Here is a 17,660-nt window from a genome sequence, read left to right on the forward strand (position 1 = left end):
AACGAGCTCCCCAGACCTACGAGACAGCCTTCCACTCAACATCATCTACGCTGGCATCAGCTGCATAAGCCGTGTCCAGTCTTCGGGTGGAAGCCCCCTCCTGCCTGATCTGCGCGCCACGGTCGGCCGTGAGCCCGTGGCGCAGGACGAGCGGAGAGCACCCGAGCATGGCGGCCAGGTCCCGCAATTCCTGCGCGGTGGCGTCGACGCCGTCTTCGAGCAGTGTGAGCCGTCGGGTCGAGAGCTGGGATCCGCTGAGGTCGTCCAGCGTCAATCGGCGCTGTTGTCGAAGGCCTCGCAGATCACGCCCGCATGCATATCGGTCAGCATTCCACCGCCCTGGTCGCGCTCTGCCTCGCCCATTCGATCAGTGCGAACCGATCGTAGACACAAGCTGGACAGACCACCACCTTCCTTTGGTTTCACATGCCCGCTGGTCAGCCCGCCGCCGCAAGGTCACCGAACGTGATCATGTTGTGGAGCAGTGGACGGGCTGTCACAATCGGGGCCGGTCTGCAAGCTGCTCGACCGCGTGTCGACACGTCAGGAAAGCAGGAGGTTCGCTCTGCGTTCCCGCCTGGGTCACCGCATTCTTGCCGTCAGTGCCCTCGTCGTCGCCGCGGTGCTGGTGACCTCTACCTCGGCTGTTGCTGACCCTGAGCCGGGCGCCGCTCCAACGGTCGTGGGAGCGGCTGGCAATCACTGCTGCTGAGTGGGCTAAACGCAGGCTCTTTCAGCCGGCGCCGATCGCGGACCATCTCCCGTCCAGGGCCGCGCGCCATGTTGGCGATGGCCACGTGCGCGTGGAGGGGCGGGTCGGGCGGCTGGCGTTGACCGGGCGGGCCGTGCGGTGCCACATCACCCGGCCCAGCCAGCAGGCCGGTGGAGTCCATCCGCTCGGCTCGCTGCCCGTCGTCCTGGTGGCCGCGCTGACCGTAGGCGGCCCACCCTTCGACGGCCGCCACGGTCTCCACTACGGCGTCGGCGAACACGCCCTTGATCGCGGCCGCGAACTCGGCATCGGCTAAGCCGTACAGCACGCTGACGCTCTTGGTGACGCCAAGGTGAGGTCGTAGCCGCGGTTGCCCACCCGCACCGTGGCATCGCGCCACTTGCGCGCGTAGGCCAGGTCCTCGGCCTCATACACCTGGGCCACGAGGCCGGCTGCCCTGGCGAGCTTCTCCACGTCGTGAATCCGGATCAGGTGCGCCTGGCCCTCGCGATCGACGCCGCGCGCCAGCTGGGCGGCGCGCTTGACCATCGCCGGACGCGCCGCCAGCATCCGCCCGACCGTGACGCCGCGCTCGGCGGCCGCCACCTCCAACGCGACCACCAGCGGCTCGCCAGCCAGCTTGGCGCGCGGGTCGGCCAAGTGCTTGGCCTCGACCAGGACCTCACCGGTGCGCGGGTCGATACCGCTCATGAGCGCCTGGGCCGCCTCGTGCTGATCGGCCGTCAAGGCATCTGCGGAGTGATGCCGACCTCGCGCAGGCCTTCGCCGATCCACATTAATCCGCGCTCGTCGGCCAGCCGGTCGGCGATCTGCTGGTCGGCGACCGGCTCGTGGGCGAGGTGGCGCGGCGGTCGCCGCATAGGACGACGTGCGATCAGTTCTCTTCCCGGCCGAGCCAAAGTGGACGGGATCGAGCACGACTACTGGCGCGTTTCCGAAGACCGCCTCCGGGCTGCCCTCAGCTGATGAGCTCGCTCTCCAGTAGCCCCATCATCAGGTAGTCGTGCAACTTGCCTCCGGTCAGGAAGGACTCCCGCTTGCGGCCCTCCTGGACGAAACCCACGCGCTCGTAGGCTCGGATGGCGGCGGTGTTCTCGGCGGCCACCCAGAGGGTGACGCGGTGCATGCCGATCTCCTCGAACACGAACCGGCAAGCCACCCGGAGGGCGTCGGTGGCATAACCCTTGCCCCAGGCGTCGCGGTCGCCGACGGCGAAGCTCTGCAGGGTGATGTCTCGGGCCACGAAGTCGGTGTCGCCCAGGGAGACGTAGCCGATCAGCCGGGGATCATCGAGGGGTTCGATGCCCAGGAGCATCTGCTCGAAGGTGTTGCGGGGGCGGTCCAGGCCCTTGGCCATGTTCTGGGCCAGGGAGATGGGTGGGGCGCTGTTCATCCAGCGGCCCACCTCCGGGTCGTGGTACCAGCGCCACATGAGTTCGCTGTCAGCGGGTTCGAGGGCGCGCAGGCGGACGAGGTCTCCGGTCAACATGGGTCAAGTGGTAGCCGAAGAGCCAGGTCAGGGGCAAACCATTTTGGAACATCACCATGGGCATGACCTTGGCCGCGTTGACGTTCAGCTCGATCACGTTGGTGGCCAGCACCATCGCCTGCCGTTCGGAGACGAGACGCTTGACGTGGGGCTGGCGCTCGTGGTCGGCGTAGGCCACCCGCTGAACCGGGTACTCAAGAACTGGGAAACGATCAACACCGAGCCGGGAAGCGATCTTCGCACCCCTGGCATCATCGCTGCTCAGCCGTACTCGTGAACGCCCCCAGCCGTTGAGGCCGCATGCATGGGTCGCTCGTGGGAAGCTTTCGGGCAGGTCGCGCGGTGAAAGGAGCGCAAGGATGGGCGATCCAATGCCGCTGTGTTGCCCGATCACCGCGGATCTGAGCGTGCTGCGTGAGCGGGTGCGCCGCTTCGCCGCGGCCGCTGGGTTCTCCGGCTCCCGGCTACAGGATGTGGTGTTGGCCGTCAACGAAGCCGCCGACAACATCGTGGAACACGGCGGCGGTGGCGGAACCCTGCTGGCCTACAGCTACGACGGTGGCATCTGGGTGGAGCTCATCGATCCGGCCGGCACGCTGACCGCCGAGCGTTTCGCCGACCACGCCGCGGTGCAGCCCTCGATCGCGGCACCCGGCTACGGCTCGTGGATCATCGCCCAGTTGTGCGACGACGTCGTCATCGATCAGCACGACGGCGGCTGGCGGATGCGTCTGCGCACGAGCCTCCACCCGCCTCGGTCGACAGCCCAGCCGACCCAGCAGACCAGCTGTTGGGTGCAGCGGTCCTCGATGGCGGAGGGCTGAACAGCCAGCCGGCAGGATGGTGTGCCCAGCCGGGGCCGGGTCACCGGCAGGCTTGGGCGAGGTCGGCGTATGGGGGGAACTGGTCGACCATCTGGGTGATGGTCAGCAGTCTGGCCAGCATCCCGTGCACACCGAACAGCCGCAGGCAGCCGCCACGCGCTTCTGCCTGACGCTGGGCGTGGTAAAGGGTCCATAGCCCGTAGGAGTCGCAGAAGCCCAACTCGGAAGCATCGATCACAATCCGCGGAACTTCCTCGCCCAGCACCAGCCGATCCAAGGCGTCGACCACCGAAGGCCGCGTCCGCAGATCGAGATCACCGGCCAGGCTCACCAGGGAGCAGCCCGGACGTCGATCCACCGTGATCGTCAACTGAGTCATGTCCCTCGCGTGTTCGGCGCGGCGCCCATCGCCTCCAGGTGGTGACGAGGCTGAGTCTCCGTTCATCTTGCTGTTCTGTCTTTCTGCCCCATCTGGCTGTCCCAAGACATGCGACGCCCGTAGGCGTCCATGCGCGCCTCCGCCGGGGCGGGGGTTCCTGCAGTACCGGCCGAGTCAGCGTCAGCGTCCATCCGGCCGTGCCGCGATCAGAGCCCCTGAGCGCCTATCTTGCTGCCCTCCTTTCAAGTGGGCGATATTGCGTCCATTGTGAACATGGCACAGCGCCAGAAAGGGCTGAAGCAGGTGGGTGAGAAGGAGCGCCGCAAGGAAGAAGACAGGCGTCAGCAGGACCTGGAATTCCAACTTGAGCAGGAGCGCCAGCAAAGAGCACGAGAAGCAGCGGCGGCACAACAAGCGGCAGAGGCCGCAGCCAGGCAGCGCGGTCGGGCACAGGGGTGCCGAGCGCGAGCATGGTGGGCGGCTACCTCCGGCGCGACATCGGCGGCTGGTAGGGACGTTCCACGCCATCACGAAGCGTGATCATCTCAATGTCTCGTCTCATCCGTGCTTGTGGCCCTACGCGTGCAGGCGCGCGCGAGACAGGGAGACATTGAGACGATCCCACGCAGCTAAAGGCGGTGGCGCGGGGCCAGGGCTGGCAGCGACAGTACCGGGCCTCGCTCACAGCGGCTCGATGCGGGCGGCGCCTCTGCTTGAGGTGGACATGTACTCGAGGTCTTCTTTGCCGAACAGGTGCAGGTGGTGCTGTTCCCAGCCCATCGCGACCTGGATGATCTCGTGCAACTGCTGCAGGCTCGCGGTCGACGGCACGTGGACGCGCCGCCAGACCGGCGGGTGAACCCGCACAAGGTGACCTTCAGCTGGTGAACGGTGCCCGTGGTGCCTGCAGTTCCCACGGTGCTCGCTGTGCCCACGGCGGCCCTTCCCTCGATGTGTCCGGCGGCGATGGGCGCCACGGTAGCGACCCGTACCCACGCAGGCGGTGTCTCCGGCGACCTGGCCGCAGGCCTCGCCGGGAGAGACGCAAAGGCCTCCAGATGGTTCAGATTTCTTTGAAGGTGACGTTTCGGGCTAATGCGGGCGCATAGCGTACAGGACGAGGCAAGGACCGTGGAGACGGTTAGGCTCGTCGATGACGACCAGGAGCGAGCCTGCCGTCGGGTGGTGGAAGGACTCCTGCCGCCAGGCGGCGGCACAGTAGTGATTACCTCGACAAGTCAGGCCTGGCGTGCTCTGGCCCACCCGGTGCGGTCGACGGCTTCACCAGCGATCAGGCGATCTCGTTCCTGCGCGGACGCCGTCTTCCCGAAGCCAAGGCCGACGCGCCGATCTCGAAGACAGAGCAGCAGGCGTTGGACGCCGTAGTCAAGGAGGTAGGAGGGTTGCCGCTGGCGCTGGAGCAGGCAGCGGCCTACTGCATCCTGGCCTCGATCAGCTGGGCCGAATACCTGCGCCGCTACCAGAGCGACCGAACCCAGATCCTGGCTCGGGGCACCCCACCCGACCACCCAGTGCCAGTGATCGTCACCTGGCAGCTGACCTTGAAACACCTCGATGAATCGACGCTGGCCGCCGGACAACTACTGCGCCTGCTGGCTTTCGTGGCTCCCGCGCCCATCCCCCGCGACCTGCCGCTGCACCAGGTCCGCTCCCTGCCCCGAGGGCTACGCCGGGCCGCTGTCGATCCGCTGGCCGTCGATGCGGCCATCGCTGCGGTGCTGGCCCACTCCCTGCTCACTCCCAGCGATCCCGGCAACGAAGGCATCCCTGGCGAGGGGTTGATGCTGCATCAGCTGGTGCAGACGGTCATCCAGGAGCACATCCGCTTCACCGCCATGCCCAGCACCCCCACCACTGTTGTGGACCAACTGGCTGAGCTGCTACCGCGCCGCGCCACGAGCTGGTCCACCCGGCGCTGGGTCGTCAGCGCCATCGACCTCCTGCTCGCCGCCACCCCGCCCGACCCGCATGGTGACCACCGCGCCTGGCCCCGCTACGCCATGCTGCTGCCTCACGTCCTCGCCCTGCTGGAGCGCGCCAAGCAATGGGAGCTGGCATCGCCCGCCCTGGCCGCGCTCCAGCACGCCTATGGCGACTATCTGGAGGCCCGCCGCCAAGATCGCCTCGCGATCGATCTGCTCGAGCAGGCTCTCACGGGCCGGATCCGACTGCTGGGCCCCAGGCACCCCCGACACTCTGGCCACCATGGCGATCCTCGGGTTTGCCCTGTACCGCGACCCAAGTCGGCTCGACTACGCCCGCGACCTGACCGAGAAGGCTGTTGCCGGCTACCGCAACCATTACGGCGAGGACCACCCCGACACTCTCAAAGCCATGAATGCTCTCGCTGCAGTGATGTCTAGCCAGGGCCATTTGGGCGCGGCTCGGGAACTGTCTGAGGAGGTCTTGCGCAGGCGGCGGCGGACGCTGGGCGACGACCATCCCCGCACCCTGATGTCGATGAACAACCTCGCCACCACGCTGCGCGATCTCGGGGAGCTGGGGGCGGCCCGGGAACTGCATGGCGAGGCGTTGCGCAGGCGGCGACGGACGCTGGGCGACGACCACCCAGACACCCTTCAGTCGATGCACAACCTCGCTGTCACGCTGGCCGATCTCGGGGAACTGGGGGCGGCTAAGAGTGCCCGTAAGCGCATTGGAGCGGCCAGGCCCGCGTGGCGGTCGACGGGGGACTGAGCGAGCGTGAGATCGCCGCGCACAGCCCCGGAACGCCCGCACCCTCGCCGCCGACCTCCGCGCTTCCGACCGTCCGGCCCGAGCGGCGCAGCGGCCCGGACGCCGAACGTGCCGGTTTGTGTACCCGATGAGACGCGGAGTACACCATGGTTTCGTGGCGGCGGCAGCCGCGGCAGGTGAATTGAGCAAATAGGTCTATCGGCTGCATTTAAGGACTGTCCCTGTGTTGGTGGGTTTATTTCACGTGCCCTTGGTCCTTGCAGGCTTTCAGCACGCGTTTAAGATGTTTTGCATGACCCTGGCCGGGTGTTCCATAAATTGACTGCTTGCACTCGCCCGCCGGGCAGAAGGCCACCGCCTTCGCATGCCCGTTTCGTTGTTCGATTCGCCAGCCCGCGTTTTCCATCTCCAGCACAGCTTCCTGAATATCAGGCCGCATCCCCCTGGTGGGCCCAGTGCCTTTCTTTGCCAACGGCGCAGTCATGGCTGCTGGCAAAGTTGTGCGTGGGTCTTTCATGGCTCCGGGCCTGCCGAAGCGGGTGGGAGCGTTTCCGTAGCCGCCCAGACTGTCTGGCGCGGGGTGTCGGCCGCGGAGTAGGGCGGCGCTGTAGTGGCGGAGTCTGGGGGCGATCTTGTCAGCGAGGTGTTGGAGGAGTTGGTGGGTGGTAGCGGTGTTGGCCACGCGGGTGGTGGCGATGGCTTGGGCGGCGGTGAGGGCGCCGCTGGGGCCGGCCGCGCCGCTGAAGGCCAGTTGCTGGGCGCACCAGGCCAGCCGGGCCAAGATGCCGGTCTTGAACAGGACGATGCCTGCGGCGGCCAGGCTGAGCAGGACCGCCGCCCCGGCGGCGATCTGGAGAGGGTCGGTCGTGCCACCGGCGTCGCCAGGGGCGGAGTCGATGTCTGTGCCGGTGCCGGCTTCTGAGTCCCTGCCGGGTTCGGGGCTGGTGCCCGTGTTGGCGGTGAAGGTGTTCCAGTGCCGGGCGAAGGCGTGAGATTCCGGTCCACTGGTGGCTGCGGCATACCGTGCCGCGGCGGTATTGGTCTCGTGCACGCCGGGTGTCACTTGGTTGAGGAAGGTGCTGAGGTGTGCGGCCACACCGTTCGGGCCGGCCAGTGCGTCCTCGTCCCACAGGAATATCGCGGTGGCACCGGTCGCTGCGGCGAGCCATGCGTGTTCCTGGGGGAGCGTCAGCGCCATCAAGCGCCCCCGGACATAGTGGTGCGCGACATTGCGTTGGCGGGTATCGGCTTCCCGTGTGCTGCTCGCCGATGCGGCCAGGGAGCTGTAGTCCTGCGCGGGCCTGCCGCCTCCACCAGCGCGTTGGTGACATCATTCAACGCTGACACCACTTCTCCTTTTGCAACCACCGGCCCGATACGGGGCCAACTTTGAGGCAGCCGTTCGGCAGCCGCGCCGAAGGTTGCGGCGCCCCCGGCCATCTGCCTTCCGGCCATAGCCCGTCCGTATGGAAGTACGTATCCTTTCAGCCGGGTCCGGCCGCCCATGTGTCACAGTAATTTGCTTCGGCCCGAAGCTACGCGTCCGCGTTCGCCCGAACAGTACCTTTCAAAGAAACTCGGAGCAAAGGCAGGCGATGGGACGACGACTCACCCGCCAGGCAGCAACACGATGTCATCGCGTCGGTCCGCTCCGGGTTGGTCTTTGAGGATCCGCTTCGGCCGGAAGCCTGTGGACGGGTGCCACCGGGATACGCCAGGCACGGGCTGCGTCGTCTGGAATGGCAGGTCAGGCAGCTGGTGGAAGCCGGGTTTGGGATGGGGATGGCAGTGTCCGGATTGGGGCCGGATGAGCTCCCGCAGCGGTCCGGCTGCGCTGATCTGGGCAGACGCTGTCCCGGGAAGGGGACAGTACCGGCGCCTCGATGCCGGTCAGGTGTTACTGCCGGGCCCCGGATGGCAGCCGATTGTTGCGCAGAGCGCTGGAGCGCCCGGTCGTCTTCGGCCCGACGAGGGGCGTAGCTGGCCCTGGGCCGGGGTGCTTCCAGGGAGCGACGGTCCAGACACGGCCGACGCGGCCAAGCCTGGTTCTTCACCTTGTGGTGGTGGACGACCAGGCACAGCAGGAGAGCCGGTAGTGATGGGAGGAGACCGAGGCACTCGACCTTGGTAGACGACCCCAGGTCCAGTATCCGCGCAGGCGGTCACTCGATCCACTGCGATCACCGCCCGCCAGTGTCCAACCCGCACAGCGTGCGCGGAGGAGTCCAGCTCCGATAGACAGGTAGGCGTCGATCAGACGAGCGGCCCGGAGCCTTCCGACTGACCACGCCATGTCGGGTCGTCGTCTGATCCAGCTCGTCCACAAGTTCAGCATGCGGGCCGGGTGGATCGGCAAGCCAGTGAGGGCCGAGGTCAAGCAAAGCGGGCCACTGCTGCTGTCGTCCAGGATCGTGAATCGGCAGAAAAGTCACGGAGATTGGCCATTCTGAGTCTCGATCATCTGAAGATCGGCTGGGAGACTGGGCGCGCCCAGGATGCTGAGTGGCGTAGACAAAACCGACCAGGGATCGCAACTGCTGGGATGAGGGTTTGTCGGCTCTGCGAGATGAACGGCCATCGGCATCGTCAGTCGAAGAAGGGATCGAATGGGCTCCGTATTGGGCACAGGTCACCGGGGGGCGGACATCAAGCCCAGGTTTCTCCTTTCGTCCAAAGGACGAGGGCACATGGGGCGCCTCATCGTTACAGCGACCGTTTCCGTGGCGGCGGTGGTGGCAACAAGCTCCCCTGCGACGGCTAACGCGAGAATCACCATCGAGCAGGTCGTCACTGACAGTCAGAACTCTGTCAGCAGCATCGAATCCCCAAGCTTCACCACCAGCGGCACCGACCCGAAGGTGCTGGTTGCCTATGTGGCCGCCGACGGTCCATCCGGTGCTCGGCAGTCGATCTGGGGAATCAACGGGTGCGGGCTGAGCTGGCTCGGCAGTGGAGGAGAGACGCCCGACCACGTCGCAAATGATCAGGCGGGAATTGTCACGGCGTACTACGCGGTGAGCTACAAGCCCCTGACCGACTGCGTCGTCAAGGCGCGCCTCGGGACGGGCGGATACGCCGCGAGCATTACTGTCACCGTGCTCAGCGGTGCCCGTCCCAAGGTCGCCTTCAGTAAGGCAAGCGGCGCCGACGGCGCTGCCCAGGCCACCGCCCAGGCGTCTTCTGGCTCGCTGGTTTTCGGCGTGGCAACGACTGGGACGGGGCCGTGTCGCGAACGCTGCTGCCCGAGCAGTCCATCGTCAGTGAGACGGTGAACACGGAGGTCGGTGACACCTTCTGGGTGCAGCGTCTCGCTGAGCCGGTCGAGACCGCTGGACCGGTCATCGTCGGCACCTCCTCACCTACCGATCATCGGTGGAACTTCGTCACAGTGACAGCGCATCCAGCAGCCGAATAGGTGACGGCTCTCAAGTGCTGATCCGGCTGGTGCGCGGGGCAGTGCCCGCGGTATGGACGCCACCACGGAGCCTTCGGCACCGTGGTCGTATCCCCTGACAAGGGAATGCCGTTGTTACGCACGGTTCTGTGGAGCCCCTGGCTGAGACGCCCGGGGCGACCCGACCGGTCGCACCCCTCGCACGGTTACCCGGCGCCGGATGGCGAGCGTGACGAATGCGCTGGCCTTGGCGGTCCGGCCGGCGCTACGCCACACCAGGCCCCAGCGGGCCGGCGGGGCGTCGCGGAACGGGATGAAGGTAACGCCGGGCCGGGCGAAGTAGCGCGATACGTGGGCGCCCACGGGACAGACACCGGCGCCCGCCGCGACCGCCACTAGCAGTTCCTGAAAGGTGGAAACGGGCCGGCCGCTCTGGACGGTCTCGCCGCCAGGGGTTGTCCAGGCGGTAGGTCGGGGATGCCAATAGGGGGCCACCGGACGAGCAGAGGCCAGAACCGTGTCCGTCGCCAGGTCCTCCAGGGTGACTGTGGTCTGTCTTGCGAGCGGGTGCCGCTCGGCCACGGCGAGCACCATGGGTTCGGTGAAGACAGGCGGGCTGACGCTCAAGCCAGGTACGTCCACGGGAAGCAGCGTAACCAGGAGGTCGATCTCGCTGTTACGTAGCGGCGCAAGCGGATCGTGGAAGGGCGCTTCGCGGATGCGTACGTCGCAGTCGGGATGGTGGCGGCGGAATTCGTCCAGCGCGGCACCGAGCTCGTCGGCCAGGGCGGGGGCCTCGAAGCCGATCTCCAGCACACCGGTGACGCCGCGTGCGGCGGCCTCTGCGCGGGCAAGCGCGTTCTGGATCTGGCGATGCGCTGGCTCGAGGTCCTCGCGTAGTCGCTGTCCGATCGGCGTCAGGGACACGCGGCGGCTGGTGCGGTCGAAGAGCGGGGCGCCGATGCGGCGCTCCATCTGGCGGATCGTCTGGCTGACGCGCGATTGGGACAGGTGCAGGCGTTCGGCGGTGCGCCCGAAGTGGAGTTCGGCGGCGAGTGTAAGGAAGATCTCGATTGCCCGGTATTCCATGGTCGATCCCGATCGATGAGTGTCGCTCATCGATTGTTGCAGAGTCCACCGTTGATGTTCGTGGGCCGGGAGGCCGACCGTGGATCGCATGACTGCAATCGAAACGTCGGCGGCACAGGACCTCCCAGTGGCGACAGCCCGTGGCTGGTTCGCCGTCGTCACCGTGTCGCTGGGCATTTTTGCCCTGGTCACCGCAGAACAGTTGCCCATCGGGCTGCTCACGCCGCTGGGATCAGCGTTGGGCGTCTCGGAGGGAACGGCGGGTCTGGTGGTGACGGTCCCCGGGCTCGTGGCTGCGCTCGCCGCGCCGCTGCTGCCGATCGTGATCGGCAGGCTGGATCGGCGCTGGGTTCTCGCGGGACTGATCGCTCTCATGGCCGCCTCGCATGCGGTGTCGGCCATCACCACGAGCTTCGCGGTGATGCTGGCCGCCCGGGTGCTGGTCGGGGTGAGCATCGGAGGATTCTGGGCGATCGCGGGCGGTCTCGCCCTCCGCCTGGTGCCCGAGCGGTCCGTGCCGCGGGCCACGGCGATCGTGTTCGGCGGCGTGGCGGCCGCGAACGTGCTCGGGGTGCCCCTGGGGACGTGGATCGGCGGGCTCAGCGGCTGGCAGACGGCCTTCGCGGCGCTGGGCGGCCTCGGGTTGCTGATCTTGCTGGCCCTCCTGGCGGTGCTGCCCCGGCTGCCCGCCACCCGTCCGGTGCGGCCAGGCGAACTGCTGGCGGGGTTGCGCGATGCCCGGGTACGAGCCGGCATCCTGGCCACAGGTCTGCTGGTGACCGGTCACTTCGCGGCCTTCACCTTCCTGTCTCCCGCCTTGCGGAACATCTCGGGGATCGGTTCGGAGGCGATGGGGCCGCTCTTGTTGGCCTACGGCGTCGCGGGCATCGCCGGGAACTTCGTCTCCGGAGCGGCTGCCGGCCGGCACGTCCTGCGTACCCTGCTGGTGATCAGCCTCGCTCTAGCCGCGGCGCTGTCGCTCTTCCCGCTCCTGGGACGTACCCCCATCACGGGAGTCGTGCTTCTGATCGCATGGGGGCTGGCCTTCGGCGGTGTGTCGGTCAGCCTGCAGACATGGATGCTGAAGGCGGCTCCGCACGCGGCGGAGGCGTCCACCTCCCTATACACCTCGATGTTCAACTTCGCTATCGCGCTTGGGGCCTTCGTCGGCGGACTCATCGTGAATTTGGTGGCGGTCTCCGGCGTGCTGTGGCTCGGTGCTGCGCTCGTTCTGCTGACCCTGACGGCCGTACGGATGGCGCATCGAGCCGGCGGCTTGACCTGACCGGTCGGAGCGCTTCTGGCCGGGTGCCGGCCCTCTCATCGCATCCCCCGCCAGCGGGAACGTGGACAGCGTCCTCGGCAAGCATCGGTTTGGTGAGGAAGGCCACCGCACTGTCGGACTACTCCGTGCGGTAGCCCTCGACCTGGAGGCAACGCCGTTCAGTTAGGGCTGGGGTAGCGGCGTCAAGGGCTGCTTGTGATCATGTTGATGCTCTCGCCGGGCGGGCAGGAGGCGGAGGGTGATCAGCAGCCGGTAGTGGCCGGTCCGGGTGCCTGCCGCGTGCGGATGGCGATCTCGGCGTCGAGGACGCGGACGGTCAGCGCGCCGGGTAGGACCATACCGGCGCCATAAACTCATAGTGATTGACGCGTTACAAGTGAGGATTTTTCAGCCGTAAGTGGGGGCAGACCAAGGACGGGAGAAAGGGGCAGTGATCCGCGTGCAAGATCCAGCACGGGAGGAGGCCGCACGGGAAAGTATCGCGCAGGCTCCGCGACGTGTGGTGTGGCCGATGATCCGCCGCCGCCACGAGGACCTGGTCGGCGACTTCGCGGCTGCCCTGCGTGGCGCCCGAGGCGTCGACGTCGCTGCCGCCGGCAGCCGGGCCGTCGCCGCACGACTGACCCTCGACCGCGCCAGACCGCAGTTGGCCGCCAGCCTCAGCGAGCGCGAGCGCCGCGCCGACCTGCCCCCGACCAGCGGCTCATCGAACAACGGCTCCGGATCGAGGAGACAGGGCGTTCGCACGCCGAACGCGAGATAGCCGACCGACAGCGCCGCTCTCGAGAAGCCGAGCGTGAGCGTGACCGGTCCCGTCGCGCTGGTGCGGGAAAGGACGCAGTCGAGGGACTTGATCGAATGCATATTTTCTCTACGTCTATTCGAACGCGGCCGCGGTTGCCTGGACCTGCCCCGACAGCCTGCTCGTCGCTGACTCGGGTGACCGGCATTCGACTCAGGTCCTTCTGGAAGAGGGACTCAGCTGACGCAGTTTTGGGTGTCGAGTCCCAGGACCATCCCGATGACGCTGCCCTTCTCGAGGAAGAACTCGCAGTGGGCCTTGGGGTTGCCGGGCGTAGGGGCGGCCGGTACCCATCACGTACCTCAGCCGTGGGTAGGGTTGAGCCGGGAACAGATCCAGCGCTGTGTGGCGTGGCTCGAGACGCAGCTCTACCGGCTGGGTTGAGGTCGCCCACAGGCCTCCGCGATCTGGTGCCGCAGAGGCCCGAGGAAGCGTCAGCGGTCCAGGCGTAGGCTGCCCACGGGGTGCGGCCCTTCAGTCTCCAGCCGATACTCCTCGCCAGACTTGGCGCGGTTCTCCTCGATCACCCGCTCGGACGGCGCCTTTTCCCCGCCCATCAGAGCTTCCTGCATTTTCTCGAACCGCTCGTGCGCCTCCTGCACGTAGCCGGTGCCCAGCGTCGTGTAGTCGATCTGTGTGGCGATCAGATCGCGCAGGTATGCCTTGTTCGGCTCGAAGGTCACCGGCGCGGGCAGCTCGGGCGCCGCCACCTCCTCAGGGTTGCGCCCGTCGTGCTTCTTGAACAGCTCGGCCGCCAGGCGCAGGTGCTCGAGCTCCATGTTGAGGTGCAGTTCCCAGATCGCCTTCACCTTCGGATCCGACTCCGTCTCCGGGTCTGTCCAGTTCTTCTTACAGTCCCATCTTGCACTGTGCTCCTCTCTCTGTGCTCTTCAAGGCAGCCCATTGGGTATCAGTTCAGCGTCTCGTCGTGGTGTTCCCAGTTGCGGTGAGGAGGACTTGTGCCTGATCGCGAGCATGGCTAATGGGGTCCGGGAAGATGTTCAGGCCGTGGGCGACGAGTGCTCCTTCATGAAGCAGCATGAGTGTTCGGCCCAGATGGTCGGCCTGGTCCGAAGCGATCCCCCGGGCGAGGCTGATGAACAGGGCAAGCATCCACTCCTTCTGCCCGATGATGATCGGGTGCGCGGGATGGGATGCATCGCTGATCTCGGCGTGGGCGTTGACCATGCTGCACCCCTTGAAACTGTTCTTTTGAGACCAAGCGAGTGAGGCGTCGAAGACGGCCAGAACGCGAGCCAGCGGTTCCGGCTGCGCAGCGTCGAGGCGCTGGGTGAGGAAAGCTCTCCAGCGTTCATCGCGATCCGCGAGGTACTCCACCACAATTTGCTCCTTCGAGCCGAATCGGTCGTAGAGCGTCTTCTTTGTCACCCCGGCCTCGGAAGCGATCAGGTCGACGCCGACGGCATGGATTCCGCGCTCGTAGAAGAGCCTGGCCGCGGCCTCCAGGATGCGCAGGGCGGCAGGCGTCATCGTGATCCGTCGAAGCTTCTCCGTGGTGCCCATACCCCAGGAGTATACCGATCTGTATAGTTGGCGGAGCGAACGAGTATACCGATCTGTATAGTGAGGTGAGGTGTGAACTTCCTACTCTCGGCCGCCTTCGTGCTCTGCTGGAGTTCCGGTTTCATCGGAGCCAAGCTCGGCGCGGGGAGTGCATCCGCCGTCACGATCCTAATGTGGCGGTTCCTGCCGCTCGCTGTCATCCTGATCATCATTGCCGCAGCCAAGACGTCGTGGCGGGGCCTCGCGGTGCGGGACGTGGCCCGGCAGGCCGCAATCGGAGTCCTGTCGCAAAGCGGCTATCTGCTCACCGTGTACTACGCGATCCAACTCGGGGTTTCCAGCGGCACCACGGCCCTTATCGACAGTGTCCAGCCCCTCGTCGCTGGAGCGCTTGCCGGACCGCTCTTGCATCAGTACGTCTCCCGTCGGCAGTGGCTCGGCCTATGTCTGGGGGCGGGTGGCGTCGTCATCGTCACCAAAGCCGATGCCGCAGCTGGAGCCGGGGTGGTCTGGTGGGCCTATTTCATACCGCTCCTTGGCATGCTCTCGCTGGTGGCAGCCACGTTCCTCGAAGGCCGCTCCCGCACGCAGGTGGCGCCCGCGGTGGCGATGACCGTGCACTGTCTCACCAGTGCCACTGTCTTCACTGGACTTGCCATAAGCGTCGGGGCCGCAGAGCCGCCTGCTGAGCTCACGTTCTGGGGCGCGATCATCTGGCTCGTAGCCATGTCCACCTTCGGCGGGTACGGGCTGTACTGGATCATCTTGAGGCGCTCAGGGGTCACCAAGGTCAATACGCTGATGTTCCTCATGGCTCCTGTCACGGCCGTCTGGGGAGCCCTGATGTTCGGTGAACCGTTCGGCTCTCAGACCGTTCTCGGTCTCGTCGTCGGTCTCGCAGCAGTCGTCATCGTCAACTGCGGCGACACGTCATCGACCAAGGGCTGTGGAAGGGATACGGATAAGGATGAAGCGTCAAGAGCAGCCAAGTGCAGAGCATGATGCCTCGGCCCAGCCCCTTCAGGAAGGGAGCGTATCGCCCGCATCCTCACCGGGCACGACCCGAACGGAGTCGACCCCGAGACGGGCGAGGTCGACCCGGCCGTGCTCGTCATCACCGGGCAGGGCTTCCCGTGGCACCTGCTCCGCTACGAGCACACCATCCAAGTCCGCGCCATCATCGCCAAGCAGGCCACCCGGCAGAACGACGGAACCTTCAAGCCGTGGTCGCCCGCTCACAGCAACAAGCACCTGGTCGCGCTCCGGCAAGTCCTCGACCAGGCATGGCGGCTCGGCCTGATCAGCGCCGAAGACCGCGACCGCGCCCAACGCCTCGACCCGTTCAAGGGGAAGCGGCTTCGGGCCGGTGAGCACGTGCCGATCGAGCGCGTCGGCGCGCTGCTCGCCGAATGCGACGCCGACTCCAGCCTTCCCCCTGCCGACGACGAGGGCCCGCGCGACCAAGCACGGCGCGAGGAACGACGGGGGCGGGCTCTGCGGGACGCGGCAGTCATCGCCGTCCTGTACGGCTCTGGCGTGCGCCGCGCAGAACTGGCGGGGCTCGCCCTCGCCGACTACGACCCGGCCGCGCGCTCCCTGAAGGTGCGCGGTAAGGGCGACAAGGAACGGCTCGTCTACATCAACTCCGCCACGGTCGGCCGCGTGGAAGCCTGGCTGACGGTCCGCGGCCGCGACCCGGGCGGCCTGTTCCCGCCGTTCACGCTGCGTGGCGGCCACATCCGGCGTGACAAGCTGGCCCGCGACCAGATCACAAAGCGGCGGTGCGCGGTGGACTTCGAGATCCCGAAACACAGCGGCAGAGCCCGCCACGCGCACCCACTCACCAGCACGTAGATGATGGCCGCGAACACCGCTTCATCTGGCGTGTTCTGCGTGCCGCCGCCTTGAGGGACGCACCCGTGCTGGCGGCAACAGCGGGCGGGTGATCTCCCACAACCCGTCCGGGACGATCCACCCCCACTCGTTCCTATCCCACGCCCTACGAACGCCCGGCTCACCACATAGGACACGGTCTAAGCAGGGCCGGGACTGCCGCTGCAAGCCCCGGCCCCGCACCACCGATCAGACCACACCTGGAAGAGGCTGCCCCCACCCCGCCACACCGGGCCCAGACCCCTCCCCGCCAGGCCAGGCCCACGCCCTGCTACCGGCCAGCCCAGAGCGGGTTTCGCCCTGCTAGCGGGGGTACTTCCGGCAGCAGGGCCAGGTGCAGCCGGCAGCAGGGTCCGAGCGCCCAACCGGGGGAAGGGCCATGACCTCGACACGAGATCCGGAACGAGGCAGGGCGGCGGCCATGTCCGCGCCCGCCGTACTGCACGAGCTTGTCGCCCGCGCCAACGATCTCGCCGCCGTCGTCGACACCGTGGCGGGCGAGCTGTCGCGGGCCGATCCCGAAGGACGGGCCGGGTCCCGGTTGCCGAACGCCGCCGGCCTCATCCGCCAGGCCGCCCTGGAGCTGGCCGAGAGCGCCGCCGAGCTGACCCGGGCGACGCAGCACCGGCCGGTCACTTTCTGCCGCATGGGCTGGGGCGTCTGCCCCGAGCACGGCAGCACCCTGATCGCGATGGGCACCGTGACCCGCTGCGCCGTCTTCGGCTGCGGCCGCACCTGGGAGTACAAGCGAGAGGTCGTCCCATGCGCCGAGCTGGCCACGCACCGCGTCGTCGACGCCGACGGCGGCCAGACACCGGTGTGTGGCGGGCACGCCGCCTACGCCTGCGACAGCGGCGGCTACGTGGAACCACTCACGCCACCCTGACGGAGGCGGACACGATGTTGGCCCGCCCCCGGCCAAAGATCTCCCACGGGGCCAGAGCCGCGCCCTACCGTGCGCGGGAACATCCTTCTTGCGGACTCCCTGAGGCAGGACAAGTCGCCGAAGGAACGACCGGCCAGCCGTTAAGGGCCGGTCGTTCCTGGCGGTGCGCCTGCACCTCTGAGACACGGGCTCTTTTCGTCCCGAAGGAAAATTCATGGGTCTGAAGTAGTCGATGTGAGTCCGGCGGGGAGCTCCTCACCTGCGCTGACACTCCAGGAAGATCGTGGGAAGTCTGAGGGAGCCGAAGGCCAGTGGCTCCCGAATTTGGCTCCCCGCGACTCCTCTCGAGCAAGAGAGGAGTGATCACGAGTCGCCAGGTCAATGGGTACCTTCCTGGCATCAATGACGGACGCTTCCTAACGCCATGAATATGACAGGATCACCCCCGCGTGCGCGGGGAGCAAACCCACGACGAGACGCGGCCCGTAAGGCCGGTCGGGACCATCCCCGCGTGCGTGGGGAGCACTCGGCCATGCGGAGCTGCCCGCGGTGCTGCTCGGGACCATCCCCGCGTGCGCGGGGAGCACGTTCCATCCCAGGTCACACGGGTTGATCCATGGGGACCATCCCCGCGTGCGCGGGGA

Annotated in this window: 20 protein-coding genes and 1 pseudogene; 9 read left to right on the forward strand and 12 right to left on the reverse strand. The window is 67.1% G+C overall.

Features of this window, described 5'->3' with window-relative positions:
• Positions 1-16: 16 nt before the first annotated feature.
• From ABFX50_RS47430 to ABFX50_RS47450, 5 genes are all read right to left on the reverse strand, one after another.
• Positions 17-274: a hypothetical protein gene (locus tag ABFX50_RS47430; protein WP_346157102.1), complete on the reverse strand. Its 258-nt coding sequence runs from the start codon at positions 272-274 to the stop codon at positions 17-19.
• Between the two features lie 361 nt (positions 275-635).
• Positions 636-1,112: a relaxase domain-containing protein gene (locus ABFX50_RS51615; RefSeq protein WP_428834733.1), complete on the reverse strand. Its 477-nt coding sequence runs from the start codon at positions 1,110-1,112 to the stop codon at positions 636-638.
• Complete coding sequence (locus ABFX50_RS47440) at positions 1,025-1,423, reverse strand: hypothetical protein (protein WP_346157107.1); 399 nt, start codon at positions 1,421-1,423, stop codon at positions 1,025-1,027. Before ABFX50_RS47440 ends, ABFX50_RS51615 begins: the two co-directional genes overlap by 88 nt.
• A gap of 32 nt (positions 1,424-1,455) precedes the next feature.
• Positions 1,456-1,593: a hypothetical protein gene (locus tag ABFX50_RS47445; RefSeq protein ID WP_346157110.1), complete on the reverse strand. Its 138-nt coding sequence runs from the start codon at positions 1,591-1,593 to the stop codon at positions 1,456-1,458.
• Positions 1,594-1,691: 98 nt separating this feature from the next.
• Entirely contained in the window at positions 1,692-2,222 is a 531-nt protein-coding gene (locus tag ABFX50_RS47450; protein ID WP_346157113.1) for a GNAT family N-acetyltransferase, read from the reverse strand.
• A gap of 7 nt (positions 2,223-2,229) precedes the next feature.
• Between ABFX50_RS47450 and ABFX50_RS47455 the strand changes: the two genes are divergently transcribed.
• Both ABFX50_RS47455 and ABFX50_RS47460 read left to right on the forward strand, forming a co-directional pair.
• Positions 2,230-2,499 carry a hypothetical protein gene (locus ABFX50_RS47455; RefSeq protein WP_346157115.1) on the forward strand — a complete coding sequence of 90 codons (270 nt, stop codon included), beginning with the start codon at positions 2,230-2,232 and terminating at the stop codon, positions 2,497-2,499.
• 130 nt (positions 2,500-2,629) lie between these two features.
• Positions 2,630-3,046, forward strand: a complete 417-nt coding sequence (locus ABFX50_RS47460; RefSeq protein ID WP_346157119.1) for an ATP-binding protein — start codon at positions 2,630-2,632, stop codon at positions 3,044-3,046.
• A 40-nt stretch (positions 3,047-3,086) separates the two neighbouring features.
• Here ABFX50_RS47460 and ABFX50_RS47465 read toward each other — a convergent pair whose 3' ends face one another.
• Positions 3,087-3,425 (reverse strand): STAS domain-containing protein, encoded by a 339-nt coding sequence (locus ABFX50_RS47465; protein ID WP_346157121.1) that lies wholly within the window; start codon positions 3,423-3,425, stop codon positions 3,087-3,089.
• 681 nt (positions 3,426-4,106) lie between these two features.
• Complete coding sequence (locus tag ABFX50_RS47470; RefSeq protein WP_346157124.1) at positions 4,107-4,292, reverse strand: IS1096 element passenger TnpR family protein; 186 nt, start codon at positions 4,290-4,292, stop codon at positions 4,107-4,109.
• 1,359 nt (positions 4,293-5,651) lie between these two features.
• Here ABFX50_RS47470 and ABFX50_RS47480 point away from each other — a divergent pair.
• Positions 5,652-6,143, forward strand: a complete 492-nt coding sequence (locus tag ABFX50_RS47480) for a tetratricopeptide repeat protein (protein ID WP_428834734.1) — start codon at positions 5,652-5,654, stop codon at positions 6,141-6,143.
• Positions 6,144-6,378: 235 nt separating this feature from the next.
• Here the strand turns inward: ABFX50_RS47480 and ABFX50_RS47485 are convergent, their stop codons facing one another.
• Positions 6,379-7,341: a hypothetical protein gene (locus ABFX50_RS47485; RefSeq protein ID WP_346157131.1), complete on the reverse strand. Its 963-nt coding sequence runs from the start codon at positions 7,339-7,341 to the stop codon at positions 6,379-6,381.
• A gap of 1,489 nt (positions 7,342-8,830) precedes the next feature.
• Between ABFX50_RS47485 and ABFX50_RS47490 the strand changes: the two genes are divergently transcribed.
• A complete protein-coding gene (locus tag ABFX50_RS47490) occupies positions 8,831-9,415 on the forward strand; it encodes a hypothetical protein (RefSeq protein WP_346157135.1) in 585 nt (194 codons plus the stop codon).
• A 257-nt stretch (positions 9,416-9,672) separates the two neighbouring features.
• On the opposite strand, the gene ABFX50_RS47495 is transcribed toward ABFX50_RS47490, so the two are convergent.
• Positions 9,673-10,716: a LysR family transcriptional regulator gene (locus ABFX50_RS47495; protein ID WP_346157138.1), complete on the reverse strand. Its 1,044-nt coding sequence runs from the start codon at positions 10,714-10,716 to the stop codon at positions 9,673-9,675.
• Between ABFX50_RS47495 and ABFX50_RS47500 the strand changes: the two genes are divergently transcribed.
• Positions 10,715-11,911 (forward strand): MFS transporter, encoded by a 1,197-nt coding sequence (locus ABFX50_RS47500; RefSeq protein ID WP_346157140.1) that lies wholly within the window; start codon positions 10,715-10,717, stop codon positions 11,909-11,911. The two genes, ABFX50_RS47495 and ABFX50_RS47500, sit on opposite strands and share 2 nt — an antisense overlap.
• 511 nt (positions 11,912-12,422) lie before the next feature.
• On the forward strand, positions 12,423-12,674 hold the full coding sequence (locus ABFX50_RS47505) for a hypothetical protein (protein WP_346157143.1): 252 nt from the start codon (positions 12,423-12,425) through the stop codon (positions 12,672-12,674).
• 473 nt (positions 12,675-13,147) lie between these two features.
• Here ABFX50_RS47505 and ABFX50_RS47510 read toward each other — a convergent pair whose 3' ends face one another.
• Together ABFX50_RS47510 and ABFX50_RS47515 are read right to left on the reverse strand one after the other, a co-directional pair.
• Positions 13,148-13,522, reverse strand: coding sequence for a hypothetical protein (locus tag ABFX50_RS47510; protein WP_346157145.1), 375 nt, complete (start codon positions 13,520-13,522; stop codon positions 13,148-13,150).
• A gap of 106 nt (positions 13,523-13,628) precedes the next feature.
• A complete protein-coding gene (locus tag ABFX50_RS47515; RefSeq protein WP_346157148.1) occupies positions 13,629-14,237 on the reverse strand; it encodes a TetR/AcrR family transcriptional regulator in 609 nt (202 codons plus the stop codon).
• A 72-nt stretch (positions 14,238-14,309) separates the two neighbouring features.
• Here ABFX50_RS47515 and ABFX50_RS47520 point away from each other — a divergent pair, with 72 nt between their 5' ends.
• Together ABFX50_RS47520 and ABFX50_RS51620 are read left to right on the forward strand one after the other, a co-directional pair.
• On the forward strand, positions 14,310-15,239 hold the full coding sequence (locus tag ABFX50_RS47520; RefSeq protein ID WP_346157150.1) for a DMT family transporter: 930 nt from the start codon (positions 14,310-14,312) through the stop codon (positions 15,237-15,239).
• Positions 15,240-15,611: 372 nt separating this feature from the next.
• Positions 15,612-16,091 (forward strand): tyrosine-type recombinase/integrase, encoded by a 480-nt coding sequence (locus ABFX50_RS51620; protein WP_428834735.1) that lies wholly within the window; start codon positions 15,612-15,614, stop codon positions 16,089-16,091.
• Here the strand turns inward: ABFX50_RS51620 and ABFX50_RS51625 are convergent.
• Positions 16,034-16,267, reverse strand: a pseudogene (locus tag ABFX50_RS51625) (hypothetical protein); the annotation flags it as partial. The gene ABFX50_RS51620 and the pseudogene ABFX50_RS51625 sit on opposite strands and share 58 nt — an antisense overlap.
• Positions 16,268-16,509: 242 nt before the next feature.
• On the opposite strand from ABFX50_RS51625, the gene ABFX50_RS47530 reads away from it, so the two are divergent.
• Positions 16,510-17,016, forward strand: coding sequence for a hypothetical protein (locus ABFX50_RS47530; RefSeq protein WP_346157156.1), 507 nt, complete (start codon positions 16,510-16,512; stop codon positions 17,014-17,016).
• The last annotated feature ends 644 nt before the right edge of the window (positions 17,017-17,660 follow it).

It is taken from the genome of Nonomuraea recticatena, assembly GCF_039533245.1.
GTDB lineage: Bacteria > Actinomycetota > Actinomycetes > Streptosporangiales > Streptosporangiaceae > Nonomuraea > Nonomuraea roseola.

What these genes read in the sequence shown, in the direction of transcription:
- ABFX50_RS47440 (WP_346157107.1), bottom strand. Translation starts at nt 1,423, where the DNA reads ATGAGCGGTATCGACCCGCGCACCGGTGAGGTCCTGGTCGAGGCCAAG.
- ABFX50_RS47445 (WP_346157110.1), bottom strand. Translation starts at nt 1,593, where the DNA reads ATGCGGCGACCGCCGCGCCACCTCGCCCACGAGCCGGTCGCCGACCAG.
- ABFX50_RS47450 (WP_346157113.1), bottom strand. Translation starts at nt 2,222, where the DNA reads ATGTTGACCGGAGACCTCGTCCGCCTGCGCGCCCTCGAACCCGCTGAC.
- ABFX50_RS47465 (WP_346157121.1), bottom strand. Translation starts at nt 3,425, where the DNA reads ATGACTCAGTTGACGATCACGGTGGATCGACGTCCGGGCTGCTCCCTG.
- ABFX50_RS47480 (WP_428834734.1), top strand. Translation starts at nt 5,652, where the DNA reads ATGGCGATCCTCGGGTTTGCCCTGTACCGCGACCCAAGTCGGCTCGAC.
- ABFX50_RS47485 (WP_346157131.1), bottom strand. Translation starts at nt 7,341, where the DNA reads ATGGCGCTGACGCTCCCCCAGGAACACGCATGGCTCGCCGCAGCGACC.
- ABFX50_RS47490 (WP_346157135.1), top strand. Translation starts at nt 8,831, where the DNA reads ATGGGGCGCCTCATCGTTACAGCGACCGTTTCCGTGGCGGCGGTGGTG.
- ABFX50_RS47500 (WP_346157140.1), top strand. Translation starts at nt 10,715, where the DNA reads ATGACTGCAATCGAAACGTCGGCGGCACAGGACCTCCCAGTGGCGACA.
- ABFX50_RS47495 (WP_346157138.1), bottom strand. Translation starts at nt 10,716, where the DNA reads ATGCGATCCACGGTCGGCCTCCCGGCCCACGAACATCAACGGTGGACT.
- ABFX50_RS47505 (WP_346157143.1), top strand. Translation starts at nt 12,423, where the DNA reads ATGATCCGCCGCCGCCACGAGGACCTGGTCGGCGACTTCGCGGCTGCC.
- ABFX50_RS47515 (WP_346157148.1), bottom strand. Translation starts at nt 14,237, where the DNA reads ATGGGCACCACGGAGAAGCTTCGACGGATCACGATGACGCCTGCCGCC.
- ABFX50_RS47530 (WP_346157156.1), top strand. Translation starts at nt 16,510, where the DNA reads ATGACCTCGACACGAGATCCGGAACGAGGCAGGGCGGCGGCCATGTCC.